Annotated in this window: 26 protein-coding genes and 1 pseudogene; 20 read left to right on the top strand and 7 right to left on the bottom strand. The window is 29.5% G+C overall.

The window, feature by feature from the left end:
• Window positions 1-13 precede the first annotated feature (13 nt).
• Entirely contained in the window at window positions 14-583 is a 570-nt protein-coding gene (locus GCU34_RS01755) for a pseudouridine synthase (RefSeq protein ID WP_072780293.1), read from the bottom strand.
• Between the two features lie 98 nt (window positions 584-681).
• On the opposite strand from GCU34_RS01755, the gene rmuC reads away from it, so the two are divergent.
• The 3 genes from rmuC to GCU34_RS01740 are packed head-to-tail and all read left to right on the top strand — an operon-like array spanning window position 682 to window position 2,979.
• On the top strand, window positions 682-2,061 hold the full coding sequence (gene rmuC, locus GCU34_RS01750) for a DNA recombination protein RmuC (protein ID WP_072780294.1): 1,380 nt from the start codon (window positions 682-684) through the stop codon (window positions 2,059-2,061).
• Window positions 2,058-2,450, top strand: a complete 393-nt coding sequence (locus tag GCU34_RS01745; protein WP_072780295.1) for a 6-phosphogluconate dehydrogenase — start codon at window positions 2,058-2,060, stop codon at window positions 2,448-2,450. Before rmuC ends, GCU34_RS01745 begins: the two co-directional genes overlap by 4 nt.
• The gene (locus GCU34_RS01740) at window positions 2,437-2,979 is read left to right on the top strand and encodes an acyl-CoA thioesterase (protein ID WP_072780296.1); all 543 of its coding nucleotides are present in this window, start codon (window positions 2,437-2,439) and stop codon (window positions 2,977-2,979) included. The genes GCU34_RS01745 and GCU34_RS01740 overlap by 14 nt, the downstream gene beginning before the upstream one ends.
• A 3-nt stretch (window positions 2,980-2,982) precedes the next feature.
• Here GCU34_RS01740 and mtaB read toward each other — a convergent pair whose 3' ends face one another.
• Window positions 2,983-4,311: a tRNA (N(6)-L-threonylcarbamoyladenosine(37)-C(2))-methylthiotransferase MtaB gene (gene mtaB, locus GCU34_RS01735; protein ID WP_072780297.1), complete on the bottom strand. Its 1,329-nt coding sequence runs from the start codon at window positions 4,309-4,311 to the stop codon at window positions 2,983-2,985.
• Window positions 4,312-4,830: 519 nt separating this feature from the next.
• Window positions 4,831-5,868, bottom strand: coding sequence for a tyrosine-type recombinase/integrase (locus GCU34_RS01730; RefSeq protein ID WP_072780298.1), 1,038 nt, complete (start codon window positions 5,866-5,868; stop codon window positions 4,831-4,833).
• Between the two features lie 188 nt (window positions 5,869-6,056).
• On the opposite strand from GCU34_RS01730, the gene GCU34_RS01725 reads away from it, so the two are divergent.
• The 9 genes and pseudogenes from GCU34_RS01725 to GCU34_RS01685 all read left to right on the top strand — a co-directional run bounded on the left by GCU34_RS01725 (window position 6,057) and on the right by GCU34_RS01685 (window position 13,160).
• Window positions 6,057-6,899: an RHS repeat domain-containing protein gene (locus GCU34_RS01725; protein WP_262489050.1), complete on the top strand. Its 843-nt coding sequence runs from the start codon at window positions 6,057-6,059 to the stop codon at window positions 6,897-6,899.
• Complete coding sequence (locus GCU34_RS01720) at window positions 6,889-7,404, top strand: hypothetical protein (RefSeq protein ID WP_152378336.1); 516 nt, start codon at window positions 6,889-6,891, stop codon at window positions 7,402-7,404. The genes GCU34_RS01725 and GCU34_RS01720 overlap by 11 nt, the downstream gene beginning before the upstream one ends.
• A 288-nt stretch (window positions 7,405-7,692) precedes the next feature.
• Window positions 7,693-8,673 (top strand): annotated as a pseudogene (locus GCU34_RS01715) (RHS repeat domain-containing protein); the annotation flags it as partial.
• A gap of 2 nt (window positions 8,674-8,675) precedes the next feature.
• Window positions 8,676-9,071: a hypothetical protein gene (locus GCU34_RS01710; protein WP_143146151.1), complete on the top strand. Its 396-nt coding sequence runs from the start codon at window positions 8,676-8,678 to the stop codon at window positions 9,069-9,071.
• 266 nt (window positions 9,072-9,337) lie between these two features.
• Window positions 9,338-10,039: a toxin-antitoxin system YwqK family antitoxin gene (locus tag GCU34_RS01705; RefSeq protein ID WP_072780307.1), complete on the top strand. Its 702-nt coding sequence runs from the start codon at window positions 9,338-9,340 to the stop codon at window positions 10,037-10,039.
• Window positions 10,040-11,260, top strand: coding sequence for a hypothetical protein (locus GCU34_RS01700; RefSeq protein ID WP_072780306.1), 1,221 nt, complete (start codon window positions 10,040-10,042; stop codon window positions 11,258-11,260).
• Window positions 11,235-11,561 carry a hypothetical protein gene (locus GCU34_RS01695; protein WP_072780305.1) on the top strand — a complete coding sequence of 109 codons (327 nt, stop codon included), beginning with the start codon at window positions 11,235-11,237 and terminating at the stop codon, window positions 11,559-11,561. The genes GCU34_RS01700 and GCU34_RS01695 overlap by 26 nt, the downstream gene beginning before the upstream one ends.
• Window positions 11,554-12,039 (top strand): prepilin-type N-terminal cleavage/methylation domain-containing protein, encoded by a 486-nt coding sequence (locus GCU34_RS01690; RefSeq protein WP_072780304.1) that lies wholly within the window; start codon window positions 11,554-11,556, stop codon window positions 12,037-12,039. The genes GCU34_RS01695 and GCU34_RS01690 overlap by 8 nt, the downstream gene beginning before the upstream one ends.
• Window positions 12,036-13,160 carry a type II secretion system F family protein gene (locus GCU34_RS01685; RefSeq protein WP_072780303.1) on the top strand — a complete coding sequence of 375 codons (1,125 nt, stop codon included), beginning with the start codon at window positions 12,036-12,038 and terminating at the stop codon, window positions 13,158-13,160. The genes GCU34_RS01690 and GCU34_RS01685 overlap by 4 nt, the downstream gene beginning before the upstream one ends.
• Window positions 13,161-13,540: 380 nt before the next feature.
• Here GCU34_RS01685 and GCU34_RS01680 read toward each other — a convergent pair whose 3' ends face one another.
• The 4 genes from GCU34_RS01680 to GCU34_RS01665 form a co-directional block, all read right to left on the bottom strand.
• A complete protein-coding gene (locus tag GCU34_RS01680) occupies window positions 13,541-13,942 on the bottom strand; it encodes a hypothetical protein (protein ID WP_152378335.1) in 402 nt (133 codons plus the stop codon).
• A gap of 4 nt (window positions 13,943-13,946) precedes the next feature.
• The gene (locus GCU34_RS01675; RefSeq protein WP_262884253.1) at window positions 13,947-14,981 is read right to left on the bottom strand and encodes an RHS repeat-associated core domain-containing protein; all 1,035 of its coding nucleotides are present in this window, start codon (window positions 14,979-14,981) and stop codon (window positions 13,947-13,949) included.
• Between the two features lie 387 nt (window positions 14,982-15,368).
• Window positions 15,369-15,923, bottom strand: a complete 555-nt coding sequence (locus GCU34_RS13775) for a type IV pilin protein (protein ID WP_227658715.1) — start codon at window positions 15,921-15,923, stop codon at window positions 15,369-15,371.
• Window positions 15,924-16,047: 124 nt separating this feature from the next.
• Window positions 16,048-16,275, bottom strand: coding sequence for a helix-turn-helix domain-containing protein (locus tag GCU34_RS01665; protein ID WP_072780310.1), 228 nt, complete (start codon window positions 16,273-16,275; stop codon window positions 16,048-16,050).
• 103 nt (window positions 16,276-16,378) lie between these two features.
• On the opposite strand from GCU34_RS01665, the gene GCU34_RS01660 reads away from it, so the two are divergent.
• The 8 genes from GCU34_RS01660 to GCU34_RS01625 all read left to right on the top strand — a co-directional run bounded on the left by GCU34_RS01660 (window position 16,379) and on the right by GCU34_RS01625 (window position 21,990).
• Window positions 16,379-16,897, top strand: a complete 519-nt coding sequence (locus GCU34_RS01660; protein ID WP_072780311.1) for a hypothetical protein — start codon at window positions 16,379-16,381, stop codon at window positions 16,895-16,897.
• A gap of 16 nt (window positions 16,898-16,913) precedes the next feature.
• On the top strand, window positions 16,914-17,462 hold the full coding sequence (locus GCU34_RS01655) for a hypothetical protein (RefSeq protein ID WP_072780312.1): 549 nt from the start codon (window positions 16,914-16,916) through the stop codon (window positions 17,460-17,462).
• 477 nt (window positions 17,463-17,939) lie between these two features.
• The gene (locus GCU34_RS01650) at window positions 17,940-18,707 is read left to right on the top strand and encodes a hypothetical protein (protein WP_072780313.1); all 768 of its coding nucleotides are present in this window, start codon (window positions 17,940-17,942) and stop codon (window positions 18,705-18,707) included.
• Window positions 18,707-19,192 carry a hypothetical protein gene (locus tag GCU34_RS01645; RefSeq protein ID WP_072780314.1) on the top strand — a complete coding sequence of 162 codons (486 nt, stop codon included), beginning with the start codon at window positions 18,707-18,709 and terminating at the stop codon, window positions 19,190-19,192. The genes GCU34_RS01650 and GCU34_RS01645 overlap by 1 nt, the downstream gene beginning before the upstream one ends.
• A gap of 141 nt (window positions 19,193-19,333) precedes the next feature.
• Window positions 19,334-19,672 carry a MobC family plasmid mobilization relaxosome protein gene (locus GCU34_RS01640; protein ID WP_178138318.1) on the top strand — a complete coding sequence of 113 codons (339 nt, stop codon included), beginning with the start codon at window positions 19,334-19,336 and terminating at the stop codon, window positions 19,670-19,672.
• Entirely contained in the window at window positions 19,669-20,598 is a 930-nt protein-coding gene (locus GCU34_RS01635; RefSeq protein WP_072780316.1) for a relaxase/mobilization nuclease domain-containing protein, read from the top strand. The genes GCU34_RS01640 and GCU34_RS01635 overlap by 4 nt, the downstream gene beginning before the upstream one ends.
• A gap of 13 nt (window positions 20,599-20,611) precedes the next feature.
• Window positions 20,612-20,806, top strand: coding sequence for a hypothetical protein (locus GCU34_RS01630; protein ID WP_072780317.1), 195 nt, complete (start codon window positions 20,612-20,614; stop codon window positions 20,804-20,806).
• 113 nt (window positions 20,807-20,919) lie between these two features.
• On the top strand, window positions 20,920-21,990 hold the full coding sequence (locus GCU34_RS01625) for a hypothetical protein (protein ID WP_072780318.1): 1,071 nt from the start codon (window positions 20,920-20,922) through the stop codon (window positions 21,988-21,990).
• Window positions 21,991-21,995 lie beyond the last annotated feature (5 nt).

The following is a 21,995-nucleotide window of genomic DNA, read 5'->3' as shown; positions in this document are numbered from 1 at the left end:
TGACGTTTTCAATTTACAAATCAAAAGCGATTATTTCTTTAACTTCACCTGCAGAAATTCCTGCTAAATGCGTATTTCCAATGCGAACTCGAACCAAACGCAACGTTGGAAAGCCAACTGCCGCGGTCATTTTTCGAACTTGGCGAAATTTACCTTCGGTAACTGTTATCGAAACCCAACTCGTGGGTCCGTGACGTTCGTCGCGGATTCTTCTTCCTTCACCGATAAAATTTGATAATTCTGTAATTCGTTTAGCTTGGCAAGGTTTCGTCATATATCGAATGCCTTTAAAACCAATCTCAACTCCTTTTTGCAATTGTTCGACAGCTTCATCCGTTATTAAACCGTCGACTTGGGCATAATATTCCTTTTCAACTGATTTGGCACGCACTATTTCGCTCATCATTCCGTCAGTGGTTAACAACAATAAACCTTCAGAATCTTCATCTAACCGACCAATTGCCATAGTTCCTTCAGGAAAAGAAAACAATTCGCCCAACAAACGTTTGTTTCGTTTCTTTTCGTAAATAAACTGACTTAAAAAACCATGCGGTTTATGCAATAAAAAATGATGATGTTGCATGTGGAAATTTTCACAAAAATACGTTTTTCAAATTATGTCGAAGAGAATTCTTAAATTGATTAATTTCCTTAAATTTACATTTGAAATTCAATTTTTATATGTCGCAAACAATTTTAGTACTCGCCGTTTTTATTTTAGCATTGGCTATCGGTTTTTACATTGGTAAATTGCTTACCAAATCACAATCACAATCCGCAACTTCTGGTTTAGAAGAACGCATTAATGGTTTGTTAAGCCAAATAGACCAATTAAAACAACAGTTTCAACAAGAAAAAAATCAGTTGGAAAAAAGTGTAGAAAACCTATCCGTTGAAAAAGATACGCTTCAAAAAGAGAAAGAAAGTCTAGCAATTCATTTGGCAAAAAAAGAAAATGATTTCGATAATTTATTGGAACGAAATAAAGAACAAAAACAAGAATTAACAGAAGTTCAAGAGAAATTTACCAAAGAATTTGAACTTTTGGCAAATAAAATATTGGAAGAAAAAACCAATAAATTCACCGAACAAAACAAAGAAAACATGAAAATCATCCTGAATCCGCTTCAGGAAAAAATTCAATTGTTTGAGAAAAAAGTAGAAGATACACACAAAGAAAGTATCGATTATCATGCTGCGCTGCGCCAACAAATCTTAGGTTTGAAGGAAATGAACGAGCAAATGAGCAAAGAAACCATTAACCTGACTAAAGCGTTAAAAGGCGATAGCAAAATGCAAGGAAATTGGGGCGAATTGGTTCTGGAGCGTGTTTTAGAAAAATCGGGCTTAGAAAAAGGTCGCGAATATGAAGTACAGCAAAGTTTTACCACCGAAGACGGCAATCGCATTCAACCCGATGTTATCGTAAATCTTCCTGATGGTAAGAAAATGGTGGTCGATTCAAAAGTTTCTTTAACGGCTTATGAACGATTTGTAAATGAAGACGACGATACTTTAAAAGCGAACTTTTTAAAAGAACACGTTAACTCGATTAAGCGTCACGTAGAACAATTAGGCGATAAAAACTATCAGGATATTTACCATATGGAAAGTCCCGATTTTGTGTTGTTATTTATCCCAATTGAACCTGCTTTTGCTCTTGCGTTACAAGAAGACAGCACTTTGTACAACAAGGCTTTTGAAAAGAATATAGTGATTGTAACGCCTTCCACCCTTTTGGCAACACTTCGTACTATCGATAGCATGTGGACGAACCAAAAGCAACAAGAAAATGCTATTGAAATTGCGCGCCAGGCCGGAGCTTTATATGACAAATTTGAAGGTTTTGTTCAAGATTTGATTAAAATTGGCAAAAAAATGGACGAAGCCAAAAGTGAATATGGCAATGCTATGAATAAATTAGTTGAAGGAAAAGGTAATTTAGTCAATAGTGTTGAACGATTAAAAAAAATGGGAGCCAAAGCTAAAAAATCAATTCCAGAAGCGGTTTTAAAAAGAGCTATAGAAAATGACGATAACATCTTAGAAGAAAACTTATGAACATAATTAAAAAAATATTTATCTATTTCGTTTTATTTTTTGCTTTAGGAAGCATCGCTTACATAAGTTTTGTGTATTATGTTCCGTATAGTGAAGGAGTTCGTTCTGGTGAATTAATAAAAATTAGTAATAAAGGTTATTTAGTAAAAACTTGGGAAGGCGAATTGAGTCAAGGAATTTCTGGTGCGCAAATATTCAGCTTTTCAGTTGAAGGCAAGAATCAAGAAATCATCAATCAACTTAAAGAATACCAAGGCAGCTATGTAAAAGTTGATTATATAGAACGTTATCGAACATTTTTTTGGTGGGGCGATACTCGTTATTTTATCACAAAAGTAGAAAAAGAAAATTCGCCTCATTTTAATATCAATTCAAATGAAAACAACTAATACTGTAGATGCTTCAAAAATTATACTATCGGAATTAATGTTGCCTTCTCATTCTAATTTTAGTGGAAAAATTCATGGTGGTTATCTTTTAAAATTAATGGATCAAATTGCTTTTGCTTCTGCTTCTAAATATTCAGGTTGCTATTGTGTTACAGCTTCTGTTGATACTGTAGATTTTTTAAATCCGGTGGAAGTTGGCGAATTAGTTACTTTAAAAGCTTCAGTTAACTATGTAGGTAACAGTTCAATGGTTGTTGGTATTCGTGTTGATTCTGAAAACATACAAACTGGTGTAAAAAAACATTGTAATTCGAGTTATTTTACAATGGTTGCAAAAGATGACGAAGGCAACAATACAAAAGTTCCAGCATTGGAAATCAAAAACTTAGAAGAAGTAAGACGATTTTTCGATGCAGTTAGAAAAATAAATCAAAAGAAAAAGCTAAAAACCCTTGAAGAAAAATTTGATCATACTTCGCAAGAGTCTTTAGCTTCTTTAAAAAATTACAATGTAATTTTAGATTTATAATTTTTAAACTAATTCATTTACAAATTCAATTCGAACGCGACCTTCTTCATCTATTTTTGTTAGGTTCACTTCATGTAATGTATTTACTAATTCAGGATTCCAAGGTGTAATAACTTTTACATAATTTTCAGTAAATCCATGAATATAACCTTCTTTATTTTCACCTTCAAACAAAACTGTTCTTGTAGTTCCAATTTGACTTTCGTAGAATGCTCTACGTTTTTTAACTGAAAGTCCGCGTAACATTTTACTGCGTTTTGCACGAACATTCTTTGGTACTACTCCATCCATATCTACTGCTTCTGTATTATCTCTTTCAGAATACGTAAAAACGTGTAAATAAGAAATATCTAAATCGTTCAAGAAATGATACGTTTCTAAGAAATGCTCGTCGGTTTCACCTGGAAAACCAACAATAACATCAACTCCAATACAAGCATGGGGCATTACTTCACGAATTTTCGTAACTCTATCTACATATAATTCACGTAAATAACGACGTTTCATTTTCTTTAAAATATCGTTTGAACCCGATTGTAATGGAATGTGAAAATGCGGCACAAATGTTCTACTTTTTGAAACAAATTCAATCGTTTCATTTTTCAACAGATTTGGTTCTATAGAAGAAATACGTAAACGTTCGATTCCTTCAACCTCGTCTAAATGTTGCACCAATTCTAAAAAAGTATGTTCGTGTTTTTTGTTTCCGAATTCTCCTTTTCCGTAATCACCAATATTAACTCCCGTTAAAACAATTTCTTTAATTCCTTTAGCAGAAATTTCAGCTGCGTTTTTCATTACATTTTCCATAGTATCGCTTCGAGAAATTCCTCTAGCCAATGGAATCGTACAATACGTACATTTATAATCACAACCATCTTGTACTTTTAAAAACGCACGAGTTCTATCACCAATAGAATAACTTCCAACATAAAAATCGGCTTCTTCGATTTCGCAAGAATGCACTTCGCCCATGTCGTTTTTCGACAAATCATTGATATAATCTGTAATTTTGAATTTTTCAGTAGCTCCTAAAACCAAATCAACACCATCAACAGCAGCTAATTCTTCTGGTTTTAACTGCGCATAACAACCCACAGCAGCCACAAAAGCCTTATCATTCTTTTGTAGAGCTTTACGAACCACTTGTTTAAATTGTTTATCGGCGTTATCAGTAACCGAACACGTATTGATTACATAAATATCGGCTACTTCTTCAAAGTCAACACGATCAAAACCTTCTTCTTGAAAATTTCTGGCAATGGTGGATGTTTCAGAAAAGTTTAATTTACATCCAAGCGTATAAAACGCAACTTTCTTTTTGTTTTCCATAAGTAACACTCAATTAATGAATTCGTTGTCAAAATATTGAGGAGCGCAAAGATAAACCTATTTCGTTAATTTACCAATTAACGATAACAAGATTTTCAAAATAAAAAACCCTAACTGTTTGATTAGTTAGGGTTTATTTTTAGTAGCGAAGACGGGAGTTGAACCCGTGACCTCAGGGTTATGAATTTCGCAATTAGAAAAATACAAACGTATTTATTGGGCTTGCGAGCATCAAAATGCTATCTTTTTTAAAAAATCGTGTTCAATTTTATGTTCAAGATTAGAACATATTAATTAAAAACTAATATTAATATTTTTAAACTATCCAACTAATTTATGTAAAAGTTTTTAATTTGAAATAAATTAGTCCAAAAAGTTTATAATTCATAAAATTTTAATTTTAAATCTATAAATGACTATTTTAATGTAAGGTACTATTTTTAAATTCTTAACCCCAAAAATATATTAGAAAATTTATATTTTATTATTTTAAAGCACTTTTGAATCCTATAACAACACTCAATAAACCTCTAGTTTATTATACACCTTATCAATCTCTTTATCAATATAAGCCTGAGCATAATGTACATATCGATTAAAAGAACTACTCGCATGACTATGTCCGCTAATCTTACGAACAAGGTGCTCTGGCATTCCTAAAATTAATAACGTAGTAATTGCAGTTCTACGCATCATGTGCGAACTCATTTTATCACAAAAACGATCATTAGAAGCATTTCCTATTTTCTTAGTTTTCCCTTGTTTTTCCCTTGATATATGAACTGAATCTGTAAAACCAGCCATTTCACCAATCCGTTTTATAGAACGATTGAAGTTAGATAAATTCTTCTCTCCGAAAATGGATTTTCTATCGCTAGTAGGTTTGTACTTTTTGTAAATATCAATGGCATAACTCGGCAGTTTTATAAAACTATAGGTTTTTGTTTTTTTTGACTTCAGTTTCAAATACCATTCGTCATTTGTTTTTTCAAAATTTTTATTGGTTAACAAAAAAATATCCGAAAAACGTAAACCTGTGGTACAACCAAACACAAAAATATCTTTCACTTTTCGTTGTGTAGAAACCAACTGACTTTCGAATTCTTTGTTGTGAATTAAAAACTTTAATTGTTCTGGCGATAAAACTAAAATATCAATTTCCTCTTTTCGTACATAAAATTGTTTGTGAAAATCGCCAGTATAAATGTCTTTTTCTATTTTTAAGTAATTAAAAAAAACACGAATCACTTTTATATTCGCACCCACATAATTATCAAAACAACCTTTTTTATACATAAATTCGGTAAAGTTTTTGTAAAACTTCTTCCAATAGGCTTTTTCCGATTGCAATTCACGCTTGGTTAAACGTAAAATACTACACACACGCAATTCAAAATTAGTTTCCGTAGAAAACTGAATTAAGTTGTGCAAAACATATTTATAATTCTCAATGGTTCCTGCTGTAATTTTTTCTCCATTTTTCTTTAAACGCTTTCCGTTTTCCGATTCTCGAATCATTTGTTTAAACAACGGAACCAAATCTTGTGTTTTTTTCATTTTACTATTGAAAATATTTATTCAAATTTATTGTTATTTTTTTACTACATTTAAACTGTAAAAACGTTCTTAAAAATAGCCGAAAAAATGCCGATTTTTTACATCAAAAAGTGACGAAAACTGCAAAATTATGCAATTTTTACAATATTTAAAAATTTGTTAGCTATTGTATTTATTGATAATGTGTAATTTTTGACTACTATCCTTTTGGAATGCTAATCCCTAACCGCCACGGTTCTAGCAATAGCTACCGTTACGGCTTCCAAGGGCAAGAAAAAGACGACGAAATTAAAGGTGAAGGAAACTCATTAAACTACACTTTTAGAATGCACGACCCGAGAGTAGGTAGGTTTTTTACCGTTGATCCGTTGTTTAAAGATTATCCACATTATACTCCATATAGTTTTAGTGGGAATAAACTCATTGCTCATATTGAACTTGAAGGAAAGGAAGAAGTTTGGTTCCACAAGAGTGTAGATGATAGTTACAAAACTATGATAAGAGTTGAGAGAAAGACAGATGTTGGAAAGAAAATGTATAAAAAATTAAAATCCCAAACAGATTACAATATTATGTATTTTTCATTTAAAGGTTATCCTGCAGATGGAATGCAATTACAAATTACAAATATTGACGAGTTTAATAAATACAAAGAGCAGTATCCATCTGTTTTAAAAGATGTTTCTGATAATGTATATAAGAAAACTTCAAATGAAGGTAGAATTATATTAATAGGTGTTAATAAAAGTAATATTGGTTCTGAGGAGCATAAGCTAAAAAATGCTACAAAAGTTTTAAATCATGAAGAGTTCCATGTAACTTCAACCCTAAGCGGAAAGTATGATAGAGAGGAACAAAATGACTTAGATCATGGCGATTATTATGGAGAAGTTAGATGGTCTAGTCCGTCCAAAGAAGATATACAATCTTTACCAAAATACAAAAATACTATAGCAAAAAAAGACTATGATAAAATTGATAAAATCATAGAAGCAGATATAAAAATTAAAGAAGAAAGCAATGAAAATTAGTGATTTTATATTTTTAACATTTTTTTTACTAAGTGGTTGTATGAAAGACAAAGAATGCGGTAAAATTGAATATGTAGATTTTTCAAAAGATAAAGAAAAACCTTTAATTTTTATAACTAGAGTTATATCTAAAGATTGTCCTTCTATTTACGGTTTGAAAATGAACTTTAGTAATAAGTCTATAAATATTGATAAGGAATATAAAATGATATTTGAAGACTCTATCTTTAAAATAAAAACGACTGATAAATATGAAAGTTTGTTAAATTTAAAATGTAAGAGTGGTGATTTTTATACAGTTCGTTTAATGAATGAAAAAAAAGATTATTATTTAAAAATTGAATCAGAAGAAAATATTTTACATCTAAATAAAATGTATTACGTGTTTCGCTTTAAAAATGTTTTTAATTACTTTAACCATTCTATAGATGCAATTATATTTTGTACGAAAAAAGAAGGCATTATAGGATCATTTTATACAAGTTCTGATAAAAAGAAAAGATAATGATTAGACCTATAGGAAACATTTTAAACGGAATAAAGGACTACAATAACTATGAAAAAAGAGAGCTTTTGTAACCCCGATAGCGCGGATTTGTAATCCCCCCGCTACCGCGCGAATCCCTTCGCGTGGTTTAAAAAAAGTAACAGTTAAAACAAGTTGGTTACAAATGGTTTAAGTATAAAGCAATAAAACAGAGCATCACAATGGTGTTCTGTTTTTAATTTTAATAGTATATTTACAACACGTTCTTACAAATAATTTTGAGTAGTAAATGACTACCGTTCTTTTGGTATGCTCGTACCAAATCCAGACAGACCTAGTATAGATTACCGTTACGGCTTCCAAGGACAGGAAAAAGATGACGAAATTAAAGGCGAAGGAAATTCTTTAAATTATACCTTTAGAATGCACGACCCAAGAGTGGGTAGGTTTTTTGCACCTGATCCGCTTGAGAAAGATTATCCTTGGAATAGCCCATATGCTTTTAGTGAAAACAGGGTTATTGATGGTATTGATTTAGAGGGTAGAGAGTTTTATTACACTTCTGACGGTAAATTATTAGGGAAACATGGTTCAAGTAATGAAATCAAAATAGTAAGACAAGACTTTGTTAATCAATTGAATAAAATGAAAGTAAACATTGAGAGAATATTAAAAACTCCTCCAAATGTGAACACCATAAGAATTTTTAATAACATGAGTACTCCTGCGTATGAGAACAATCAATTAAATCAAGATAAACAATTATCTCTTTGGGCTAAAAAAAATAGAAACTCAACAAATGAAAAAGCCATGTCTTTATTCACAAAACAAATAGAAAATCCAAATGGTAAAGGGAAGATGGAGGTTTTTACATTAGGTACAACAGCCGAAGGTCCAAAATATGTACCAGGAAATAGTGCGGTAGTTGATCCAGAAAAATCAATTGGAATAAAAGGATGGAAGCGTTCAACTACTATCCACACTCATCCATGGGGAGGACCACTTAATTTTTCAAATGAGTTATCAGGTTTTGCTTCTGGAGGCGATTTACAATGGTCATTATCTAACAATATAGATTTATATTTAGTTCCTCCAAGTGGAGAAGAAATGGGTAAGTTTTCTGTAGAAAAATATAGAAAATTAGTAAGGCAAAATTTAGAATCACAATATCCTGAATATAAAAATTTTACTGATTCTGAAATATTTGATGGCACTTCTTCTTTAGGTGATCCTTATTTTAATAAATCAGAAGCAAAATCATCAATGGAAAAAGTAAAAATTAATTAGATATGCGATTTATAACTTTAACTATTATATTTGTTTGTGTTTTGTGCAATTGTTCATCTCCAAAAGAAAGTAATTTAGAATGTTGTTTTGAACAAATAAAGATTAAAATAGAGTCCAAATCAGACACTATTTTAAGTTCTCTAAAACAGTCATCAATTAATTCATATGGAGATTATTCAAAAATTATTCATGAAGCTGTAATGGAAAATTCAAAGGAAAACCTAAATTGTTCTTCTGCAATTGATAGCTTTATGTTTGCAAACAAGCAAAACAGTATTACAGTAAATAATTTAATTTTATTTCAACAATTTCAATCATATTTGAAAAAAGATAATTTTAATTTATTTGAAGCTAAAAAAAAAGCTTTAGAATACGAGAAGAAAAACAGTTATAAATAATCGGTAACGCTACCGCGAGATTCTAGCTCGTGGACACAACGGGTAATGTAGTAAACTAGGGCATAAAATAAATATTAAAATAAGTTATTAAAAAACAGTATTTAGCATACAAGTTAAACTCCCGCTCCCGCGCGAATCTTTCGCGTGGTAAAGATTAAAAAATAACAATAAAAGCTAGCTTTTAAAGCTGGCTTTTGTTTTTATATTGTTTAATTAAAATTGCAATGATAAAAAAATAATTACATTTGCTGCACAATTTTACAACAATGAAAAAGTTACTATTCGTTAGCATATTAAGTTTTGTTTTACTTGCTGCTACTGATCCCTATAGCATTAAAAGAATATCCGATAAAGATTTTCGTTACGAGTTTTATACCACTGATAAAAAGGTTAGTGTAAAACACAATAAAGAGTATTTTTGGTTTAAAGGAGGTTTAATTCACAAAGCTGAAGGCGGTGTTGCTGGTCAGGTTTTAGATGGCGATTTCAAAAAGTATTACCACAGTAATCAATTAGCAGAGCAAGGCACTTTAAAAAAAGGTCTAAAGGTAGGTTTGTGGAAAACTTGGTTTGAAAATGGCGCTACAAAAAGTACGCAAGAATACAGTAGTGGCTTAAAACAAGGTAAGTTTTTCAGCTATAATGTCGAGGGTAAAATGCTTGAGAAAGGCTATTACAAATCGGGTAAAAAACATGGTTATTGGATTAATTTCGTAAAACAAGATACTACACGCTATAAAAACGGAGTAATTTTTATTAAAAAGCCGAAATTAACAAAAGAAGAAAAAGCGGCTTTAAAAGAGCAAAAGCAAAAAGATCGCGAGTTAGAAAAGCTTGAAAAAGAAAAACAAAAAGAAGCTAAAGCCAAAGAAAAAGAATTAAAGAAAAACGCAAAAACGGATCCAAAAAATAAAACTGAAAAAGAACCTTTCTATAAACGTATTTTCAAGAAAAAAGACAAAAAATAAATGGTAAAAGCACATAGTTTGCTATATGCAGTTTATGTTTGCTTACTAGTAGGCTTGCTACTAGGTGGTTTGTTGTTGCTTTCAAACATGTACAACCAACTCAATTTGTATTATGCTACGCATGAAGGTTTGTACAGCAATAATTTATCAACCATTAATTATGCACTGGGTAACCAATTGGTTTTAGACGAAGAGCTTTTACAAGATGAAAATACTGGTATTCAATCGGCTTTTCAAACCAAAAAACATGGTTTACATACCGTTTTACTTACGCAATCTTTTTTACAAAACGACACCGTACAATCGGCACATTTTGTGGGGAAAAAATTGAATTCACAAGACGCTTTGTATGTGGCTAATTTTACCCAACCTTTAAGTGCTTCGGGAAAAGTAACCGTTAAAGGAAATTCGTATTTACCATCGGAACGAATAAAAGAAACCTATATTCAAAACAAACCGAATATCATTTCGTTTCAAGGAACAAAAAAAATATCGGAAATTCAGTTACCAAAACTTTCGGAAGATTGTCAACAATTATTTGACAATCAAAAGACTTTTAAAACTAATTTCAAAGAATTAGAAGCTAAAAACGATTCGGTTTATTTTAATTCTTTTTTTAAAGAAACTTTGGAAATAGAATTAGCTTCACCAAATCTTGAAAATAAAGTCATTAAAGGAAATTTTGTAATCAGTTCCAGAGATTCAATTGTAATTAGAAAGAATAATATACTGGAAGATGTTATTATAAAAGCGCCAAAAGTTACTATTGAATCAGGTTTTGAAGGAACAATCCAAGTTTTAGCAACTGAACGAATTTTTGTGGGTAAAGAAACCAAACTGAATTATCCTTCTACCTTATGTTTGTTGAACGAAAATGAAGAAAAAGAAGCAACTATTTTTATCGATGAAGATGTAAAAATGGCGGGATTAATTTTAGCTTTTGGTAATGATGTTTTGCATTTAAACCAAAACAATATTGAATTGGGCGAAAATATTTCGATTTCAGGCATAATTTACTGTTCAGGTACACTTATCCTTAAAGGAAGTGTTTTTGGTTCTGTATTCGCTTCAAAATTGCTCCACAAGACAACTTCGGCAAGTTACGCCAATTGTTTAGCCGATGTAACTATCGATATTACACGAAAACCAAAGGTTTTCATCGACTTCCCTATTTTTAACAATCAAAATCAACACTATGGCATTGTTAAAAAAGTATTATAAAGCTAATTCTTTAATTGAATCGGTTATAGCGTTGACGATTATTTCGATTTGTTTGTTCATCGCTATTTTGGTGTATAGTCATGTTTTTTCGCCTAAAACTTCAACCCAACATTACAATAAACAAAATGTATTAAACCAACAGTTTTACGAATTGCAACTGAATGAAGAAAACGTAAATCCGGAAACTATTTCGGTGGAAGAAAATTGGCTAAATACCAATTTAAGAGAAATTTCGGTTCAAGTAAAAGATAGCGTAGATAGTGATTTAAAAGCAACGTTCTATTTGTATTCCAATGAATAAAAAGCACTACATACAAGCTTTTTCAATAGTTGAAGTTATGGTTAGTTTGGTCATAACCGCAATTATAATTGGAATCATTTTTGGAATTTTTAGCATTGTTTCACAACAGTTAATTAATTTTAAAGAACAAAATGAATATACAGCCAATTTTAACCGATTATCATACAGTTTAAATAAAGCCATTTTTGAAAGCGAAAAAATGCAGTTTACCGAAAATGGATTACAATTTCAAACCTATGATGGATCTGTTTTGGTATACCAAAAACAAGAAGAGTATTTGATTCGAAAAGCTTCTCAATTTACGGATACTTTTCATCTAAATTTTCAAGAAATAAAGCTCGATACAGTTTCCAATGAAAACAAAAGTAAGATTTTTCAAAAGCTTGAAATTCATTTAGAAGCTAACAAACAACCGTTTACTTTAAAATTCTACAAACCTGTTTACGCACACGATATTATCAAATTGCAAACACCATGAGTTTAGATCTTTCTACCTATAAAACCGAAAACCAAAAACCGAAAAAGGAATTCCAATTCAATTTGGATAACATTCAGTTTTCGAAAACCTTTTCCGATAAAGAAAAAGAAATTTTTTATCGCGAATTAGGGATGCTTTTAAAATCGGGTGTTGATTTTAAAAAGGCGTTAGAAATTGTGAGTCAGCAAGTAACAAAAAAGAAAGAACGCGAGCTGATTTTAACACTAAAAGATAAGATTGTTCATGGAAAAAGTATTTACGAATCTATGAAAGAATCGAACCAGTTTTCGCCTTACGAATACTACAGTGTGCAAATTGGAGAAGAAACCCGAAAATTAGAAGAAGTATTGTTTGAGTTACAAAAATACTTCAATCGAAAAATTCAAATGCGCAGGCAAATTGTTTCGGTTTTAACCTATCCAGCGATTGTAATGTTAGTTACTGTTTTAGTGTTGTATTTCATGTTGAACAAAGTTGTACCAATGTTTAGCTCTGTTTTTAGACAATTTGGAAGTGAATTGCCTAAAAGTACACAATACATCATTAAATTATCCAATCATTCAGGAACAATTTTCGGAGTTTTCATCTTGATTTTAATTGGTTTGTTTACGATGCATTACTTTTTAAAAACAAAAGACAGTTACCGAAAATTCACCTCTAGTTTAGTGTTGAAAATTCCATATTTTGGGAAATTGATTCGTAAAATATACATTTCTCGTTTTTGTCAATCGATGAATTTATTAATTACATCGAGAACTACTTTATTAACTTCTTTAGGGTTGACTTCTAAAATGATAGGGTTTTACCCCATTGAGAAATCGATAGAGCAAATAAAAGAAGATATTACGCGCGGAAGTTCTTTACATGAAAGCTTGCGTAAGCATAGTATTTACGAAAACAAATTGGTTTCGATGGTTGAAGTTGCGGAACAAATTAACCAACTCGACACCATGTTTGAACGCCTAACGGAACAATATAATGAAGAAATTAATCACCAAACTAAAATGATTGGTGTTATTTTGGAACCGATGATTATTATTGTTATTGGAGTTATTGTAGGCATTATTATGGTATCGATGTATGCACCAATGTTTGATTTGAGTAAAATTATTAATCATTGATAGCCTCATTATATAAAACAAAAGCCAGCTTTAGAGCTGGCTTTTGTTTTGTTTTACAAAAATAGGCACAGATTACAAATCTGCGCTATCGGGGAACTATTGTTAAGTGTAATAAAAAAACAGTATTTAACTTATGCGTTAAATACTGTTTTTCAACAACTTAGTTTTGATGTTTATTTTATAGCTTAGTTTACTACATTACCGTCATTACCCATTACATTTAATAAAATTAATTATCGATTCCTTCTCATTTTCACCTACAACAGAAATTTCTTCTATTGAATAAACAAATATTTTTAACACTTGGGATTTTATATAATCTTTATCAATTAATTTACATCCTTTAAATTTAATTTTACAGACAAAAAAATTATTTTTCTTTATTTTTTTAGAAAAAAATCCTGATTTACACTATACTCCGTATCACGATTATAATGAAAAAAAATAAGTTTAAGATTTATATCAAGATAATAATTGTCACTTTTTCCCTTATTATCAACACAATCATTATATTCAAAATCATAAACGTACTTGTAAATTTTATAACCACCTAATTGTCTAATTTTTAATTCTAGTTTATCATTTTTATTTTCCAAGGTTTCTTCATCAAATAATATTTTATTTTTTTCAAAACCAATAGGTACAAAATAGTATTCAATATTATTTTCATCAGCATCAACATAATTATCAATACATAAAACATAACCTTCAAAAATTTCTTGTGAAAATGTATTATTAGGAAAGAATGTCAACAGAATAATTATAAATACGTATACTCTCATAACTTTAATTATTTGTTTTAGATGGCTTTTCTGATTCGTCTATAGATGGAACTGTTTTTAAGATAAAATTTATATTATTTTGTGAAGGAGGGCTCCCAGCTCCAGTTCCATATAGCATTGCTCCACCTCCACCTATACTTTCATTCTCATGATCTTTATCATTTTTCATAATTAGATTCTTATCATATGAGTAAAAGTTATGAATAATTTCATGTACAATAGAAGATAACTGCCTTTTCTTAAAGACAATACGGTTTCCACCAGAACTTGCAACTCCAGCGTCATCTATACTAGTTACCTTTATCTGACCTACGGTTATGGTACTTCTTACAATATCACCATCGGTAGAAATAAAATCTGTTTTTTTATTATTATCATTAGTAATTTTTATTAACAAGTCGGAGCGTCCAGCGATAGTTTCTGATCCTTTGTAGTTTTGTTCTGATACATTAAATACAAATTCAACTGGAACGGTATGCCCCTCTATATTTGTTGTATATTCTCTTTTCTTTTTACCTATTTTGTCTTTATTAAAAGTTCTATTAAACCTATTATCCTTGTATACTTCTGTAGGGTTAAAATTATCATTCAATATTTTTTCTATTTTCTTTCCTGTACCTACACTAAAACTTATCTTATCTTTGCTATTAGTTGTAACTAAAACAATTACGTCTACTTCTACGATTTGTTTTATTGGAATTTTTTGACCATTTACAATGTCATATTTTGTATACTGAAATCCCTCCATTCCTTCAATCTCTTTAGAATCGATAAGCCTATTACCACTAAATTGATAAGGTGTCAACATTGGATATTTTTTTTCAAGCGGGTCAGTTGCAAAGAAACGCCCAACTCTTGGGTCGTGCATTCTAAAGGTGTAGTTTATACTATTCCCTTCGCCTTTAATTTCGTCGTCTTTTTCTTGTCCTTGGAAACCGTAACGGTAAGCAGTACTTGAGTGCGTTCGGTTAGGCAATGTCATTCCAAAAGAAGGATAGTCATTAGCTACAAAATAAGTGTATAAGAACGTGGTGTAAATATATGAATTTTAATAAAAAACAGAACACCATTTCGATGTTCTGTTTTTATATTTAAAAGCCTTTAGTAAAAATTTAATTATTTACTTTGTGGGCACGGAAAACATTTCTGCGCTATCGTTGCGTTGATAAATCCGAGCCATCGAGTTAGATATTAAAAAAATTTTCTCCAGTCATTTTTTCAATATATAATATTAGTATAATATATGTCAGTGCAAGTATAAATAAAGTTATAGAAATCCAATAAATTTTGATTTTTTTTGTTTCCTTAGAATTTAATAAAATCAATACACCTAACAAATAAATAGGGATACTAAAAATTAATAAATAGGGCACAAATGATAATAAAAAGCCTACAATTAAAACAATTTTGGTTTTCATAAACTTAATTATTTTGGATTATTATTATTATAATCTCTTTGGATATAATCATTTTGAATGTTTGTTCCTGCCTCAGTATCCTGAGGATTCATGTCAGTGAAGAATTTATTCCATTCTTCTATGCCAAATTCTTTACCTGAATTTAAAATTACTTTATCAAATTGGTTTTTATCATTAAACTTTATACTAAATGAAAATTTTTGCATTTTTTCATTTCCATCAAAATTTAACTCAATCATTGGTGCAATATTTTTATTATCATTATCAACACCTGAAACACCATCTTCAACAGTTTGTTCTTGTTCAAATCCAATTTCTTCCAAATTATTAGAATATTTAGAAAAACGATAAAAATGACTTTTCTCTAAACCATATACTTGATTTAGCATAGCTTGCGCTTCAATTGCTTTTGCTTGACTAATAACTGATGTTTGATTAGGTAAAACCATTAAAAGTAAAATACCAATAATACACAATACTATCAAAATCTCAGTTAATGAGTAAGCTTTAACGTAAAATCTTGGAGAAGTTTTATTAATTGATTTCCAAGGCATTGTTTTCATATAACTCTTTTTGAATTGCGCAAAAATACAAAGTTTAAATCAACATAAAAACATTTTAAATAATATTTGAAATAAAATTTATTGTACCAAAGTACAACATTTTATTAGTCAATCATGTTTAGCCTTAGATTTGTTCAATCAACTCCTTCAAATCAATTTCTAATCCATCACAAAGTTTAAGAAGCATGTTTAAAGTCATGCGTTGTTTACCATTATAAATACGCCTAATGGAAGCTTCAGAGCAGTTCGATTTTCTTGCAAATAGAGAGTTGTTTCCATCAAACTTTTCAAGCGCCAACTTAAAAATCTTTTGAACAATTTCTTCTTCTATTTTATCAATTTTACTTTGCATTAAACAAAGGAAATAAACCCAATTATTTTTTTTGCTTTTACAACTCGTCACATAAGACGAAGTTTATTATATTTGAAAAATATAAACTTCAAATACTCACATCATGTTACAATTTATGAATATCAACTACAAAATAGTAGAACCAGTAATTAATCAAATCTTATTTGGTAAGCTAGATGGACCAAAATTTGAAAATGGAAAAGTAGATTTATGTAAAGGTTTCCTTGATACAAAGAAGAATACTAAAGTTGATTTTGCATTGGTTGAAACATATATAAGTGATCATGCAGAAATCATTTTAAAAGATTTTGACTTAAACGATCGATATACAGTTATTCAAATTATTTTGAGTAATGATACGTTTATTGAAACTATGATTATTAATGTACAGCATAGGGTTTCTATTCATGATATCAATAATATTCCAGCAATTAGACAAGGTATAATGGATAAAATTGCAGAATACTATACTCAAAATGATGTTAATTATTTCGTTAAAAGGTTTTTCGCTATCTTTTTGTCTGACCTATTTTTAACTAACTTTATAAATGATAGCGAAATCACTGAGAATGAATATTTAGATATTCTTTCCAAATGCACAAAAGATAAAACTTTAGTATAATAGTAAATTCAAAGATATGATTACGGTAGATGAAAAATTAATTGTTACTAAACAGATTAATGAAGTGTTGTGTAGATATGCGAAAAGAAATTTAATAAAAGAGTTTCTTTTCAGTTTTTCATTTCCCAATTGTTCTAAAGATAACACAAAACTTAAACCAAAAAATATTAATCCATTACTGGAAACAATATATTATTACCAAGGAGAAATTTATCCAGACACTTTAGAGGAAGTTGAAAGATATATAAATGCATTTTTAAGCGAACTAGATGAAAACGATTTAACCGCATTACAGTTTTTCACTCTAAATGAAAATTATCTAAATCATATCGATGAATTCGAAAATGAGGACGATTCTGAATATACTAAAGAAGAGTTTGAAGAAAAGCTAGGAAGGTATTTTGCTCAGAAGTTGTATGAACCAGAAGAAAATGGATTAAATGAAGAAGTGCAAGAACTATTACAAAATCAAATTTCAAGATTAGTTAACGAAATCGATTTGAGTGTCCTAAACAAAGAATCAATTTCAGAAATATTACATGTAATCGATATAATGACAGACTAATTTCCTATTCATTTTAAATACAATCAAAGACCAAAACTGAGGAACTCCAAACTTTTGGGTTGTCATGAAGCAAGCCATGTTTTCGCTAGCGAAAACGTGCTCCCTTCAGTCGCAGGCTTGGCAGGGTTGCACCCCACACCCCAATATTTTTAACTTCTATAAATTCAAAACAAGTAGATTTTGAATTTTCACTGTTTACAATTTGAAATTAGATGCTATTTTCATTTCAATCAAAAAAAAATCAGAAAAAAATTATTTGATTTTTAGAAGGTTGTTTTAATACACTTTTATCTAGTGTTTGTTCCTAAATAATTGATGCTTAATTCTTTATTTAAAAAGTATGTCTTTATGCTTTTAAAAGATATATAAACAATATTTATATTTTAATTTTTTTATAAATATTTTATATATAAGTGCTTGAATATCAGATTTTTATATTTAAAATAATTATTTATTTTTGAATTAAAATCTATTTATATGCAAATAAAATTATTAGAAAGTAAAGACTACAATCGGGTTAGTTATTATGAAATTTCAACTCGATTAAAAGAGCAAAATTCAACCTCTATTCGATTGAATTTAGATGAGTTAAAATCTATTATTTCATTAATTTTTTCTTCACAATTTCATTCTTTAGAAGATAGGGAAAAATGGGATGAATTGAACGATTTTATTGCTTCTGAAAAATTTGAAATAATGAATACCACCAGAGACTTCGGAAGACAAATGTTAGAAAATCTTGACGGCTTTAAAAAGGATTGGCTGGAATCTTTTGCAGAAAAGAAATATGATCCAAATTATGTTTTCAATCATCCTGAGATACATGAATTCATATCCGTTGCCATGTTAGATTATATGCCAATTAGAAGTTTTGAATATGGTGAACTTTTCATGAAAAATTATTCTAAAGTAATTATAGACGAAAAAGAATTGAACTTTTATGGAGCTAAAATTCAAAATGCTTTGAAGAAAGAAGAAGATCCTATGGAGAAAATAGCGCAACAAATAATAAAGGCAGATGACTATAATTTTCCACTTTCGGAACAGTTTTTAATTGGATTGTCCTTAAAAGACAGGTTGACAAATTCAAAGGGTAATAAAATGGAATACGGTTTGGTAACTAATGTAGCTAGAGAAAAAATGCATAAATTAATAATTAATCAAAATGTATACAAAAAGATTATAAATAAATCTTTCACACTACGTTGGAACAACAATAGAGGTATGGGAGGGCCAAAATTATAATGGACTTAGTAACACTTTTTAAGGTTTTAAAAAAATATGATGTTAAATATCATTCAATAATTAATGGTGATTCTACCTTTAATTTAGAACTTGTTCAAAAATTTCTTTCTGATCTCAAAGATGCTGCAAACAGGCTTGACGGTTTTACTATTAAATCATTTTTATCAAGACGAAGAGCTCTTGTTGTTATACTTCAAGAACAATATTATAAATTAAAAAGTTACGATAAAGAACAGATAGTTTTTAATGATATTGAAGACGAAGCTAAACGAAGGTTTAAGATAAAAAACAGAGATAAATCAAAATTTAATACGCCACAGGAAACACACCCAAAAAATCCTTTTAATTATTATGGTAATGATAAGAATTCCTTAAAAGAATATCGAGAAACAATAGGATTACTAGCGAGTATGCCAGATTTTTATATTGTAGGTGATGAAGCTCAAGATGACATTATAAAACTTTATCATATAATAGAGGAATAGAATTTGCCGTACAAGCATCTGTACGACAACTATAGTATACAAATGATAGCCCATTTAAATTTGTTCTAACGAATGAATTTAGATGGGTTTTCTTTTTCATGTTATTGCTATCGAAAACCTGAAATTTTTAAAATAGAAATTATGGCACGACCAAAATCCCATATCAATCACCTAAAAGTGTTTCAAGTAAACGTGAGATTCACTTGTGAAGACTTATTATTAATAGAAAGTCAATCAAAAACCTATGGACTAACTGTTGTGGAATATGTTCGTAAACGTGCATTGAATAAGCAGTTACCCAAACATGCTATATCTCCAATTAATCGTGAGTTGCTAATTGAACTTAGTCGCATTGGAAATAATGTGAATCAGCTAGCGAAAAAAAGCAATCAAAACTTTTTGGATAAATACGTGTTCAATCGTGATTTAAGAGAATTGAAAGAAATTTTAAATCAAATTAAAACAGAACTTTTAGAATGATAGCAAAACAAGCGAAAGGCGCCGATTTTTATGGGGTTTTGAAATATAATCAAGGTAAAGTCGAAAAAGGTTATGGAGTTGTTTTAGAGACTAACTTAACTTCAGAAAAAGTAGTTATGCAAACAAAAGAATTTAATGTAGTTCGACAATTACGACCCAATTTATCTAAAGCAGTATATCATACCTCTTTAAGTCTCCCCTACTCTGATTCGCTTTCAGACAAGGAATTTACAGACTTAGGGCGAGATTATTTAAAAGACATGGGGTTTGACGACAATCAGTATATAATCTACAAGCACACTGACCAAGATCATTCGCACATTCACATTGTAGCAAATCGAGTCAAGTATTCTGGCGATGTAGTAAGTGATTCACAAGATTATAAACGAAGTGAAGCATTAGTTAGAAAATTAGAAGTGAAGTATAATCTGACAGTACTTAAAGAAAATAAAGAATCGAATGTACTTTCTAAAGGTGAAATTGAAAAATGTTTACGCACTGGCGAAGCTCCAGAAAGATTAGAACTTCAAAGAATCATAAATGAAATTATAAAACATAATCAATCCATTTTTGAATTTGAAAAGAAACTTAAAGAGAAAAAAGTTAGTATAAAACTTAATGCGAGCATTGAGGGAAAAATATCGGGTATTTCCTTTGAGTACAAAGGAAATACATACAAGGGAAGTCAAGTGAATAGAAACCTTTCTTGGAGTAAACTTAAAACTAAATTATATGAACAAAACAGAATCGATCCAATTATTCTCCAAAATACTGGAAAAATTAGAGAAAATCAGCAAGAAGCAAGAAGAGTTAGAAAAACTTCAGAATCAAATAGCTTCAACTATAGTCAACAACCAAAGACAGATTTGGGAGAAAATAGAGGAGCAGAAAAAGTAAACAAACCTCGCATAAGACGAAGAAGATAATTAAACAAACTCAATGACACTTAAGGCTGAAACTGCATTCAATATTATTCAAGCCCTTCCTCAACAGGAAGTCGAAAGGCTGTATAAAATGTTGGGTGTTGTTTCGGCTTCTTTTACTACTACAAAAAAATCTAAAAAGAAACCGCTAATCTCTGATGCGGAAGCTACTGAATATCTTTTGAGGAAGCTGTCTAAAAAAAAACAATAAAAACAAAATCAGTTAATTTACTTTTTTATTAAAATGTTATTTGATAATTTCATTACTTTTACTCCAATCAATTAATGAATTAATATTTGGTGTCAATAAATTTTATAAAAAGCTTGCATAGACCTTATAATCAGAACTTAAATTCTGTAAAATGGGTCTGTAAATTTATTAAGGAAAAAAATTCAAACAGTGAGATTTCAAAATCCGAGTTTTATATTGAGTTTTATATTTATATAATAAAAAAATTTTTTAATTTATATAATAAAAAATCAAATGAGGCGCTCACTCATGGAATTCCTTCATTTGAATCTATTAAGAAACCATATGATGCCTTAATTGGTTTAACTAAAGAAAGAAAAAAGAAAATTATTAATGATGCACTTTTTAATAGAAGAGATGAGGTTGAAAAGTCTATATTTAGTACATATAAAGCAACTTCATATTTTATAAACCTAACAAAAGATAAATTAAAATTTGTTGATTTTGAAAATAAATTGACCTCCTCAGGTGAAAAATTAGTAAGTTGTAGAAGTAATGATTTTAGATTGAGTAAAAAAGAAAAAGAGATTTTATTTTGTGCTATAATAAAAGAAGATTTTAATTTTTTTATTTCGTTATCATTATTACAAAAGATTCAAAATAAAGTTAAAAATTTAAATATCGAGGAGATTCATTTTGAGTTTTTAGTTGAAAAATTTAATATAAAACACTTTAGATATACTGAAGCTAGTAATGAAAAAAATTTTAGTAAAGTACGGGAGCATTGGATTAAGGATTTAGGGCTTTTAGATAAAAACTATAACATAAAAAAAACATTTTTAAAAATAATTACTAAAGAAGGTCTTGAAGAGCCATATAGAGAAGTTAAAAAATTAGTTGATGATTATTATAAAGAGAAAATTGTTTCGAAAAGCAAGTTTCAAGAGAAAATTGATTTTTTTATAGCCATTTATGAAACTACTCCTAAGAATGAGTTGGGCTTTTTGTCATTACAAGATATCGCAGATCAAATGAGAATGGGAAAAAAATCTTTTCAAAACTTTATCTCAGAATTTTATGAATCAGAAAAAAACAAGTATAGTATATTCTTTAACAACGTTGTTCAGTCAATTTCAGGTAAAAATCAATATTTAATTAGAAATAGACCTGTTGTAAATATTCGAATTAAAGAACTTAATAAATAAACGGA

It is taken from the genome of Flavobacterium haoranii, assembly GCF_009363055.1.
Classification (GTDB): domain Bacteria; phylum Bacteroidota; class Bacteroidia; order Flavobacteriales; family Flavobacteriaceae; genus Flavobacterium; species Flavobacterium haoranii.
The sequence above is the reverse complement of the archived record's forward strand: the minus strand, read 5'-3'. Positions and strand labels throughout refer to the sequence as shown.

What these genes read in the sequence shown, in the direction of transcription:
- GCU34_RS01755 (WP_072780293.1), bottom strand. Translation starts at nt 583, where the DNA reads ATGCAACATCATCATTTTTTATTGCATAAACCGCATGGTTTTTTAAGT.
- rmuC (WP_072780294.1), top strand. Translation starts at nt 682, where the DNA reads ATGTCGCAAACAATTTTAGTACTCGCCGTTTTTATTTTAGCATTGGCT.
- GCU34_RS01745 (WP_072780295.1), top strand. Translation starts at nt 2,058, where the DNA reads ATGAACATAATTAAAAAAATATTTATCTATTTCGTTTTATTTTTTGCT.
- GCU34_RS01740 (WP_072780296.1), top strand. Translation starts at nt 2,437, where the DNA reads ATGAAAACAACTAATACTGTAGATGCTTCAAAAATTATACTATCGGAA.
- mtaB (WP_072780297.1), bottom strand. Translation starts at nt 4,311, where the DNA reads ATGGAAAACAAAAAGAAAGTTGCGTTTTATACGCTTGGATGTAAATTA.
- GCU34_RS01730 (WP_072780298.1), bottom strand. Translation starts at nt 5,868, where the DNA reads ATGAAAAAAACACAAGATTTGGTTCCGTTGTTTAAACAAATGATTCGA.
- GCU34_RS01720 (WP_152378336.1), top strand. Translation starts at nt 6,889, where the DNA reads ATGAAAATTAGTGATTTTATATTTTTAACATTTTTTTTACTAAGTGGT.
- GCU34_RS01710 (WP_143146151.1), top strand. Translation starts at nt 8,676, where the DNA reads ATGCGATTTATAACTTTAACTATTATATTTGTTTGTGTTTTGTGCAAT.
- GCU34_RS01705 (WP_072780307.1), top strand. Translation starts at nt 9,338, where the DNA reads ATGAAAAAGTTACTATTCGTTAGCATATTAAGTTTTGTTTTACTTGCT.
- GCU34_RS01700 (WP_072780306.1), top strand. Translation starts at nt 10,040, where the DNA reads ATGGTAAAAGCACATAGTTTGCTATATGCAGTTTATGTTTGCTTACTA.
- GCU34_RS01695 (WP_072780305.1), top strand. Translation starts at nt 11,235, where the DNA reads ATGGCATTGTTAAAAAAGTATTATAAAGCTAATTCTTTAATTGAATCG.
- GCU34_RS01690 (WP_072780304.1), top strand. Translation starts at nt 11,554, where the DNA reads ATGAATAAAAAGCACTACATACAAGCTTTTTCAATAGTTGAAGTTATG.
- GCU34_RS01685 (WP_072780303.1), top strand. Translation starts at nt 12,036, where the DNA reads ATGAGTTTAGATCTTTCTACCTATAAAACCGAAAACCAAAAACCGAAA.
- GCU34_RS01680 (WP_152378335.1), bottom strand. Translation starts at nt 13,942, where the DNA reads ATGAGAGTATACGTATTTATAATTATTCTGTTGACATTCTTTCCTAAT.
- GCU34_RS13775 (WP_227658715.1), bottom strand. Translation starts at nt 15,923, where the DNA reads ATGAAAACAATGCCTTGGAAATCAATTAATAAAACTTCTCCAAGATTT.
- GCU34_RS01665 (WP_072780310.1), bottom strand. Translation starts at nt 16,275, where the DNA reads ATGCAAAGTAAAATTGATAAAATAGAAGAAGAAATTGTTCAAAAGATT.
- GCU34_RS01660 (WP_072780311.1), top strand. Translation starts at nt 16,379, where the DNA reads ATGTTACAATTTATGAATATCAACTACAAAATAGTAGAACCAGTAATT.
- GCU34_RS01655 (WP_072780312.1), top strand. Translation starts at nt 16,914, where the DNA reads ATGATTACGGTAGATGAAAAATTAATTGTTACTAAACAGATTAATGAA.
- GCU34_RS01650 (WP_072780313.1), top strand. Translation starts at nt 17,940, where the DNA reads ATGCAAATAAAATTATTAGAAAGTAAAGACTACAATCGGGTTAGTTAT.
- GCU34_RS01645 (WP_072780314.1), top strand. Translation starts at nt 18,707, where the DNA reads ATGGACTTAGTAACACTTTTTAAGGTTTTAAAAAAATATGATGTTAAA.
- GCU34_RS01640 (WP_178138318.1), top strand. Translation starts at nt 19,334, where the DNA reads ATGGCACGACCAAAATCCCATATCAATCACCTAAAAGTGTTTCAAGTA.
- GCU34_RS01635 (WP_072780316.1), top strand. Translation starts at nt 19,669, where the DNA reads ATGATAGCAAAACAAGCGAAAGGCGCCGATTTTTATGGGGTTTTGAAA.
- GCU34_RS01630 (WP_072780317.1), top strand. Translation starts at nt 20,612, where the DNA reads ATGACACTTAAGGCTGAAACTGCATTCAATATTATTCAAGCCCTTCCT.